The sequence below is a fragment of the Nocardiopsis sp. FR4 genome (assembly GCF_009830945.1).
In the GTDB taxonomy this organism is placed as follows: Bacteria; Actinomycetota; Actinomycetes; order Streptosporangiales; family Streptosporangiaceae; genus Nocardiopsis.
In genome coordinates this window covers 1-8182 of the sequence record NZ_VWVV01000058.1, presented here as the reverse complement: position 1 = coordinate 8182, position 8182 = coordinate 1, and the positions used below count along the sequence as shown (strand labels likewise).

The following is an 8182-nucleotide window of genomic DNA, read 5'->3' as shown; positions in this document are numbered from 1 at the left end:
CCGGTCCTGCGCGCCGCGCCGCAGCCCGGCGCCCTGGTCGGCCTGCCCGGGGACTGCTCCGGCCTGGACGTCTTCGACCTCGACTTCGAGGAGGCCGGGCGGTTGATGGTGGAGCACATGCACCGGCTGGGGCACCGCGAGCTCGTCCTCGTCTCCCAGCCCGAGCACGTCGCGCGGCGCGGCGGCGCGTACGTGTGGCGGCTGCGCGACGCCGCGCTCGAACAGGCGCGCCTGCGCGGGATCCGACTCCACGCGGTCTTCGGGGAGTCCCGGCAGCCGGGGATCGGGGCCAGGCTCCACGATCTGCTGGACGCCCACCCCGGGGCCACCGGGATGCTGCTCAACAACGAGGCGGCGGCAGCGGCGCTGCCGTCCGTCCTGCACGCGCGCGGGCTCACCGTGCCCGACGACCTCTCCGTCGTCGGCCGCTACTCCGACGAGTTCGCGCGTACCTTCTCCCTGCCCTACTCCTCCGTCGAAAGCGCCCCCGACCAACTCGGCGACATGGCCGTACGCCAGCTGGTGCGCCGGATCGGCGCGACCGGGCGGAGCGCCGAACCGTACGTCGTGCGGTTCGTCCCCCCGGAGTTCGCCGACCGGGGCAGCACCGCGGCCCCACGGAACCGGGATTTCAGCTGATCTCCCTCTTCGACCCCCCAACGGAAGGCGAGAAACCATGACGCGTCCAACCGCATCCGCACGCCCACTGCGCGCGACAGCAGCCGCCGCGATGTGCGCGGCGGCGATCGCGGGCTGCACGTCCTCCGGCCAGGGCACGTCCGAGGCGGACGACGCCTACACCTGGTGGGACCCCTACCCCCAGCACGACGACTCCTCCGACTGGGCGCGGCGGGTGGCCGCGTGCGGCGAGGAGGCCGGGGTCACCATCGAGCGGACCGCCTTCGACACGACGGCCCTGACCAACCAGGCGCTGCTCGCCGCGCAGGAGGGAACCGCACCGGACGTCATCCTGTTGGACAACCCCGCGGTCTCCACGCTGGCCGACACCGGGATGCTGACCACGATGGAGGAGTTCGGGCTCGACACGTCGGAGATCGACGACAACCTCCTCGCCGCCGGGGTCGTCGACGGCCAGGCCTACGGCGTCCCGATCGGCGCGAACACCCTGGCGCTCTACTACAACGAGGAGATCCTCGACGAAGCCGGTGTCGACCCGGACTCGGTCACGGACTGGGCCTCGCTCACCGACGCCCTGGAGAGGGTCGCCGAGACGGGCCACCAGGGCATCACCTTCGCCGGTATCGGCACCGAGGAGGGCTCCTTCCAGTTCCTGCCCTGGTTCTGGGGAGCCGGGGCGGACCTGGGCGACCTGGACTCCCCCGAGGCGGTCGAGGCGCTGGAACTGTGGAAGGGGTGGCTGGACGCCGGGTACGCCCCCAACTCCGTCATCACCAACTCGCAGAACACGGTCTGGGAGCAGTTCCTGACCGGCGGCTTCGCCTTCGCCGAGAACGGGACCTGGCAGGTCAACAGCGCGGCGGAAGCCGACTTCCCCGTCGGGGTCATCCCCCTGCCGGGCCGGGACGGCGGCGTGGCACCCACGCCCACGGGGGGCGAGTTCATCGTCGCCCCGGTGCAGGCCGACGACACCCGCTACGAGGCCACTACGCGGATCGTCGAGTGCATGACCACCCCGGAGGGCCTGGTGGAGACGGCCACCACCTTCGCGTACTACGTTCCGCCCACCACCGCCGGGCAGGAGGCGTTCCTGGCGGAGAACGAGGACCTCCAGCCGTGGGTGGAGGCGGTCCGCAACGCCAAGGGACGTACCAGCGACGGCCTGGGCACGGACTACCCGCTCATCTCCGAGGCCCTCTGGAGCGCGGTGCAGAACACCCTGAGCGGGGCCATGGACGCCGAGGAGGCGCTCGACCGGGCGCAGGCCGAGGCGGAGTCGGCGACCGGCTGAACCCCCGATCCGAGGACGGTACCCCGTGACAACGACGCCGCGGCGCGTCGGCCCACCGGTCAGGACGCGGGTGCGGACCGCGACCGGCCCTCCCGGCCCGAGGCCGGGGAGGCCGGTGCGGCGGCGCACCGCCTCCGGACCCAGGTGGACCGCGTTCGCCTTCATCGCACCCCTGGCCGCCTACCTGGTGCTCTTCTACGCCTATCCGCTCTACCGCAACATCGACCTCAGCCTGCACGACTACACACCGAGGGCGTTCGTCCAGGGCGACGCCGCGTTCGTGGGCACGGCCAACTTCGCCGACGTCCTCTCCTCCGACGCCTTCGGGACGGCGCTGTGGAACACGGCGGTCTTCACCCTGGTCTCCATCGCGGCGCAGTACGCCATCGGACTCGCGCTCGCCGTCTTCTTCCGCGACAACTTCCCGCTCTCACCCCTGCTGCGCGCGATGTTCCTCGTCCCGTGGCTGCTCCCGATGATCGTCTCGGCCTCCACCTGGTCGTGGATGCTCAACAGCGACAACGGGATCGTCAACTCCGTGCTCGGCGCGTTCGGGGCCGGCCAGGTCAACTGGCTGACCTCACCCGAAACCGCACTGACCTCGGTCATCATCGCCAACATCTGGCTCGGCATCCCGTTCAACCTGGTGATCCTGTACTCCGGCCTGCAGAACATCCCCAAAGACCTCTACGAGGCGGCCGAACTCGACGGGGCGGGCCCCTGGCAGCGGTTCCGGCACATCACGATGCCGCTGCTGCGGCCCGTCTCCGTCATCACCCTGCTCCTCGGCCTCGTCTACACCCTGAAGGTGGTCGACGTCATCTGGATCATGACGCTCGGCGGCCCCGGCAACACCTCGACGACCCTGGCGATCTGGTCCTACCGCAGGGCCTTCGGCACCGGACAGCCCGACTTCTCCCAGGCCGCCGCGGTGGGCAACCTGCTGATCCTCATGGCCCTGGTGTTCGGCTTCGTCCACCTGTACCTGAGACGACGGGAGGAATGGTCATGAGCGGGCGCCGGGCCTGGTGGAAGACCGTCCTGGGGGTGTTCCTCACCGCGGTCATGCTCTTCCCCGTCTACTGGATGTTCAACGTCTCCCTGACCCCGACGAGCGACCTGCGCGCCGATCCGCCGCACTGGTTCCCCCGCGCCCCCACCCTCGAGGGGTACTCGGCCGTGTTCGAACAGCAGTTGCCGAACCTGGCGACCAGCATGGTCGTGGGACTCGGGTGCGTGGCGGTGACCCTCGCCGTCTCCGCACCCGCCGGATACGCACTGGCCAAGCTCCGCCCCCCAGGTACGGGAACGATCGGCTTCCTGCTGCTGGTGGCCCAGATGGTCCCGAGCGTCGTCATGGTGATGGGCTTCTACGCCGTCTACGTCCGCCTCGGCTGGCTCAACACGGTCTGGGGGCTGATCCTCGCCGACTCCACGATCGCGGTTCCGTTCGGCGTCATGCTGTTCACCGCGTTCATGTCCGGGATCCCTAAGGAGATCCTTCAGGCCGCGAAGGTGGACGGCGCGGGAACCTGGCGCACCTTCCGTTCGATCATCCTCCCGGTCAGCCGCAACGCGGTCCTGACCGTCTCCCTCTTCGCCTTCCTGTGGGCCTGGTCGGACTTCGTCTTCGCGTCCACGCTCAGCCGCAACAGCGAGATGATCCCGATCACCCTCGGTATCTACAACTACATCGGCAACAACACCACCCAGTGGAACGCCATCATGGCGACCGCCGTCGTGGCCTCCGTCCCCGCGGCCGTCCTGCTCGTCCTGGCGCAGCGCTACGTCGCCGGGGGCGTGACCGCCGGAGCGGTCAAATGAGCCGCCGCACGAGACCCGTGCCCGCCCCACCACCACGAGGAGCACACGTGACCGTCCACGAGACCGCCGCCCCGACCGACCCCACCGGCGGGCGCCCGGTCCTCCCCTCCCGGAGCCGGGTCCGTCCGCTCGGCCTCGGCGAGGTCGCGCTGGAACCCGGTTTCTGGGGAGGGATGCAGGAGACCAACGCCTCCGCGACGCTGGGCCACTGCGAGGAGTGGCTGGAACGGGCGGGGTGGCTGGCCAACTTCGACCGGGTGGCCGAGGGCACCACCGGCCCGGACCGCCCCGGCTGGTGCTTCTCCGACTCGGAGGTCTACAAGCTGATCGAGGCCCTGTGCTGGGAGTACGGGCGCACCCGGGACCCGGGGGCCGACGCGGCCGTGCGCCGCCTGACCGCGCGGGTGGGCCGGGCCCAGGACGGGGACGGCTACCTCAACACCTACTACGGGCACGGCGGCCAGCCGCCCCGCTACAGCGACCTGGAGATGGGACACGAGCTGTACTGCGTCGGGCACCTGTTGCAGGCGGCCGTGGCCCGGGTGCGCACCACCGGCCCGGACGAGCTGGTGGAGATCGCCCGCCGGGCCGCCGACCACGTCTGCGCCGCATTCGGCGAGGGCGGCCGGGAGGCGGTGTGCGGCCACCCCGAGATCGAGGTGGGCCTGGTGGAACTGGGCCGGGCCCTGGACGAGGAGCGCTACGTGGAGCAGGCCCGCCTGTTCCTGGAGCGGCGCGGCCACGCCACCCTGCGCGGTGACCGTGTTCCCGGGGGAAGCGCCTACTTCCAGGACGACGTGCCGATCCGCGACGCGCGCACCTGGCGCGGCCACGCGGTGCGGGCGCTCTACCTGTCCGCGGCGGCCCTGGACGTGGCCGCCGAACACGGGGACGCGGAGCTGTTCGCGGCGGTGGAGCGCCAGTGGGAGAACGCGGTGGCCCGGCGCACCCACCTCACCGGCGGCATGGGCTCGCGCCACCAGGACGAGGGCTTCGGTGAGGACTGGGAGCTGCCCCCGGACCGGGCCTACTGCGAGAGCTGCGCGGGTATCGCCTCGGTCATGGTCTCCTGGCGCCTGTACCTGGCCACCGGGGACACGCGGTACGCCGACCTGATGGAGCGGACCCTGTTCAACGTGGTCGCGACCGCGCCGAGCGCCGACGGGAGGGCGTTCTTCTACACCAACCCCCTGCACCAGCGGGTGCCGGGTGAGGCCGCGGACGCCAGCGCCCTGAACCCCCGGGCGGAGAGCGGGACCCGAGCGCCGTGGTTCGACGTCTCGTGCTGCCCCACCAACCTCGCCCGCACCCTGGCCACCTGGCACACCTACGCCGCCAGTGCCGACGGCGGCGGGCTGACCCTGCTGCAGTACGCCGGCATGCGGATCACCGCGGACCTGGGAGGGGGAGGGGTGCTCGGCGTGGTGGTCGAGACCGCCTACCCCGACGACGGGGCGGTCACCGTCCGGATCACCGATCCGCCGTCGGGCCCGACGGCCCTGCGGCTGCGGGTGCCCTCCTGGGCCCGGGGCGCGGTGCTGGAGGAGGGGGGACGGCGCCGCACGGTGGAACCCGGGCTGGCGGTCGTCGAACGCGTCCTCGTCCCCGGAGAGGAGGTCCGCCTGCTCCTTCCGATGGAACCGCGTTTCACCTGGCCCGACCCCCGGATCGACGCGGTCCGGGGCTGTGTGGCCGTGGAGCGGGGGCCGCTGGTGTACTGCGCGGAGTCGATCGACCTGCCGCCGGGCGTGGGCCTGGACGACCTCCTCGTCGACACCTCCGTGCCGCCGGTCGACCGGGAGGGCGGCGTCCTGCTCCACGGCCGGGCGCACGGTCCGGGCGGTGCCGGGGCGGACGGCGGGGACGTCTGGCCCTACGGCGCCCGGAGGGAGCCCGGCGGCGGCGCCGTCCGGTTCACACTCTCCCCCTACCACCGGTGGGCCGAGCGCGGGCCGACCGCCATGCGGGTCTGGCTGCCGGTGGTGCCGGGGCGGTCCGCGGCGACGTGACCCGGGCCGAACCCGGCCACGGGGCGGGCCGCGCCGAACAGGGCCACCGTGGGCGCGGGCGCGCACGCCGCCGAGGCGAGCGAGAACGCGGGATCGAGACCCTGGCCGAGGTGGAGCAGCCCCGTCCCTGACCCACGGGACGCCTCCTCGAACCGCGGCGCACGCACTCCGTCACCGGTCGGAGCCGGTGAACGGGCCGCCCCGCCCCCGCCCCGCTGCTAGCCTTCCGGTCGCGGTCCCGCACGTCCGCGGGGCCGACCACCGCCCGGAGAGCGAGGCCCCCGCATGCACGTCCGACCCCTGGCCCTGTACGGAGCGGGCGCCCTGTGCGCCCTGCTGGCCGCCACCGCCTGCGGCTCGGTGTCCGCCAGCAGCAGCACCAGGTGCAGCAACGGCGACTGCTCGGTCCGGATCAACGGCACCGGCGGCTCCGGGGACCTGTACGAGTCGGGACGGACCGAGTACGAGTACGAGATCCGCGTGGAGGAGGACCACAGCGCCCGCGTCGTGGTCGTCGAGGAGGTACGCGACGACGAGACCGAGCAGGAGGCCGTCCTGAACCCGGGGGAGAGCACCCAGCTCTTCGACTACACCGTCGACTACCTCGGCTTCGGCGAGGACGGCGCCTCCTTCGAGTTCACCCGGGGGGCCTGAGGGGGATCCGCGGCACCGTGGCGGTCCCTCATGTGTGCCGGTGTGTGCCCGGGGAAGCCGTCACGTCAACAGCCGACGACTCCGCCGCTCATCCCGCCCCCGCGACCGGCTCCGGGGCGCCGGGGCGCCGCGGGTACCGCCCGTAGGATGGGCGGACGCGAACGCGAGGGAGGACGATGGCGCGTCTGACGAGGGCGCAGCGGCAGGCCCGCACCCGGGCTCGCGTGCTGGCCGCGGCCGGGGAGGAGTTCGCCGAACACGGCTTCCGCGAGGCCAAGGTCGACCGCATCGCCGAACGCGTCGGCCTGACCCGGGGCGCGGTCTACTCCAACTTCCCCGGCAAGCGCGCGCTGTACTTCTCGGTCCTGGCCGAGGCCGCCGAACACGCCGCCCAGGCCTCCCGCCCCGAACCCGGGCACACCGCGCACGCCGCCCTGGGCGCCCTGGCCCGCGCCTGGGTCTCCCGCCTGCCCTCGGAGTCCTCCGACGACGCCTGCCCCGGCGCCGGGCTCACCCCCGAGATCCTGGCCGACGAGCCCACCCGGCAGGCCTTCACCCAGCTCGTACGGTTGAACGCGGTGCTGCTCGCCCAGTCCCTGGAAGCGCTGGAACCCCCGCCCGAACCCGGCGGGCGGCGGGTGCGCGTGGCCCAGACCGTGCTCACCCTGCTCTACGGGGTCAGCCAGGCGGTCGGCGTGGCCCCCGGCCTGGTGGACCCCTTCGCGGTGATCCGCTCCTGCGAGCGGCTGGCCGACCTGGACCTGGACGACGCCTGGCCGCTGCCGCACCTGGCGCACGTTCCCCCGGCCGAGCCCGCCGACGAACCCTGGTCGCCGCCGGACGCCCTGGACGCGGTCCGCCGCCGGTCCGTGTCCCTGGGCGAGGACGGGGTGGTGGCGGTCGTGGGCACCCACCGCCTCGAAGCCGTGGAGGAGGCGCTGCGCTCCGCGCCCGAGGGGGCGGCCGTGACCGCGGTGGTGGTCTCCGGCGACCCGGCGGTGCGCATCCCGCTGGCCCGCACCGCCGTGGCCGACCTGTCCGGCTGCCTGCGCCGGGCCTTCCCGGAGCGGGCCTGGCCGCGCCTGCGCCTGGTGTTCGACGGGTCCGGGGAGATCGCCGCCGCCGCGGGCGTACCGGAGGCCGACGACGCGACCGAGGCCGCGGTCCGGGTCTTCGGCGGCCGGATCACCGCCCGTTCCCGCGACCGCGGCGCCGCCCACGCGGCCGCCTCCTGCGACCGGACCGCCGCGGGGGGCCACCGGTAGGCGCCCTCCCTCCCCGCCCGGGCTCCCCGTGCCGGCCCGCCGGGGCCAGTCAGGGCACCCGGGCCGACGGGCACCGCTTTGCCACCCGCTCCGGCAGCGGCTACCGTGAGTTTTCGGATGTTGAGAACATCTGGCCTTGCGACCTCATCGATCCAGCCGGGCGCGGCCCGCGTGAGGAGAACCCCCAGTGACACGCACCGGTGCCAGCGGCCCCCTGCTCAAGTGCTCGTTCTGCGGCAAGGACCAGAGCGAGGTCCGCAGACTCATCGCCGGTCCCGGCCACATCTGCATCTGCGACGAGTGCGTCGGACTGTGCAACGAGATCATGGAGGAGGACGAGGACGTCCTCCCCGCCGAAACCGACGGGGAGCCGCTGCCCAAGCCGCGGGAGATCTACGAGTTCCTGGACTCGTATGTGATCGGGCAGGAGCAGGCCAAGAAGGCGTTGTCGGTGGCGGTGTACAACCACTACAAGCGGGTGCGGTCCGAGGGTGAGCGTC

Annotated in this window: 8 protein-coding genes; all 8 read left to right on the top strand. The window is 72.9% G+C overall.

Annotated elements, in window-relative coordinates; all coding sequences use genetic code 11:
* A partial coding sequence (locus tag FYW95_RS27315; RefSeq protein WP_159945692.1) for a substrate-binding domain-containing protein occupies nucleotides 1-639 on the top strand: 639 nt, incomplete at its 5' end.
* 37 nt (nucleotides 640-676) lie between these two features.
* Entirely contained in the window at nucleotides 677-1930 is a 1254-nt protein-coding gene (locus FYW95_RS27310) for a sugar ABC transporter substrate-binding protein (protein ID WP_159945691.1), read from the top strand.
* Nucleotides 1931-2045: 115 nt separating this feature from the next.
* Nucleotides 2046-2942: a carbohydrate ABC transporter permease gene (locus FYW95_RS27305; protein WP_201295071.1), complete on the top strand. Its 897-nt coding sequence runs from the start codon at nucleotides 2046-2048 to the stop codon at nucleotides 2940-2942.
* Nucleotides 2939-3754 (top strand): carbohydrate ABC transporter permease, encoded by an 816-nt coding sequence (locus FYW95_RS27300; protein ID WP_159945689.1) that lies wholly within the window; start codon nucleotides 2939-2941, stop codon nucleotides 3752-3754. Before FYW95_RS27305 ends, FYW95_RS27300 begins: the two co-directional genes overlap by 4 nt.
* A gap of 47 nt (nucleotides 3755-3801) precedes the next feature.
* Nucleotides 3802-5763, top strand: a complete 1962-nt coding sequence (locus tag FYW95_RS27295) for a glycoside hydrolase family 127 protein (RefSeq protein WP_236568139.1) — start codon at nucleotides 3802-3804, stop codon at nucleotides 5761-5763.
* A gap of 285 nt (nucleotides 5764-6048) precedes the next feature.
* On the top strand, nucleotides 6049-6417 hold the full coding sequence (locus tag FYW95_RS27290) for a hypothetical protein (RefSeq protein WP_159945687.1): 369 nt from the start codon (nucleotides 6049-6051) through the stop codon (nucleotides 6415-6417).
* A gap of 176 nt (nucleotides 6418-6593) precedes the next feature.
* Nucleotides 6594-7682 (top strand): TetR/AcrR family transcriptional regulator, encoded by a 1089-nt coding sequence (locus FYW95_RS27285; protein ID WP_159945686.1) that lies wholly within the window; start codon nucleotides 6594-6596, stop codon nucleotides 7680-7682.
* 187 nt (nucleotides 7683-7869) lie between these two features.
* Nucleotides 7870-8182: ClpX C4-type zinc finger protein (locus tag FYW95_RS27280; RefSeq protein WP_305081045.1), on the top strand; the 313-nt coding region annotated here is incomplete at its 3' end.

What these genes read in the sequence shown, in the direction of transcription:
- FYW95_RS27310 (WP_159945691.1), top strand. Translation starts at nt 677, where the DNA reads ATGACGCGTCCAACCGCATCCGCACGCCCACTGCGCGCGACAGCAGCC.
- FYW95_RS27300 (WP_159945689.1), top strand. Translation starts at nt 2,939, where the DNA reads ATGAGCGGGCGCCGGGCCTGGTGGAAGACCGTCCTGGGGGTGTTCCTC.
- FYW95_RS27290 (WP_159945687.1), top strand. Translation starts at nt 6,049, where the DNA reads ATGCACGTCCGACCCCTGGCCCTGTACGGAGCGGGCGCCCTGTGCGCC.
- FYW95_RS27285 (WP_159945686.1), top strand. Translation starts at nt 6,594, where the DNA reads ATGGCGCGTCTGACGAGGGCGCAGCGGCAGGCCCGCACCCGGGCTCGC.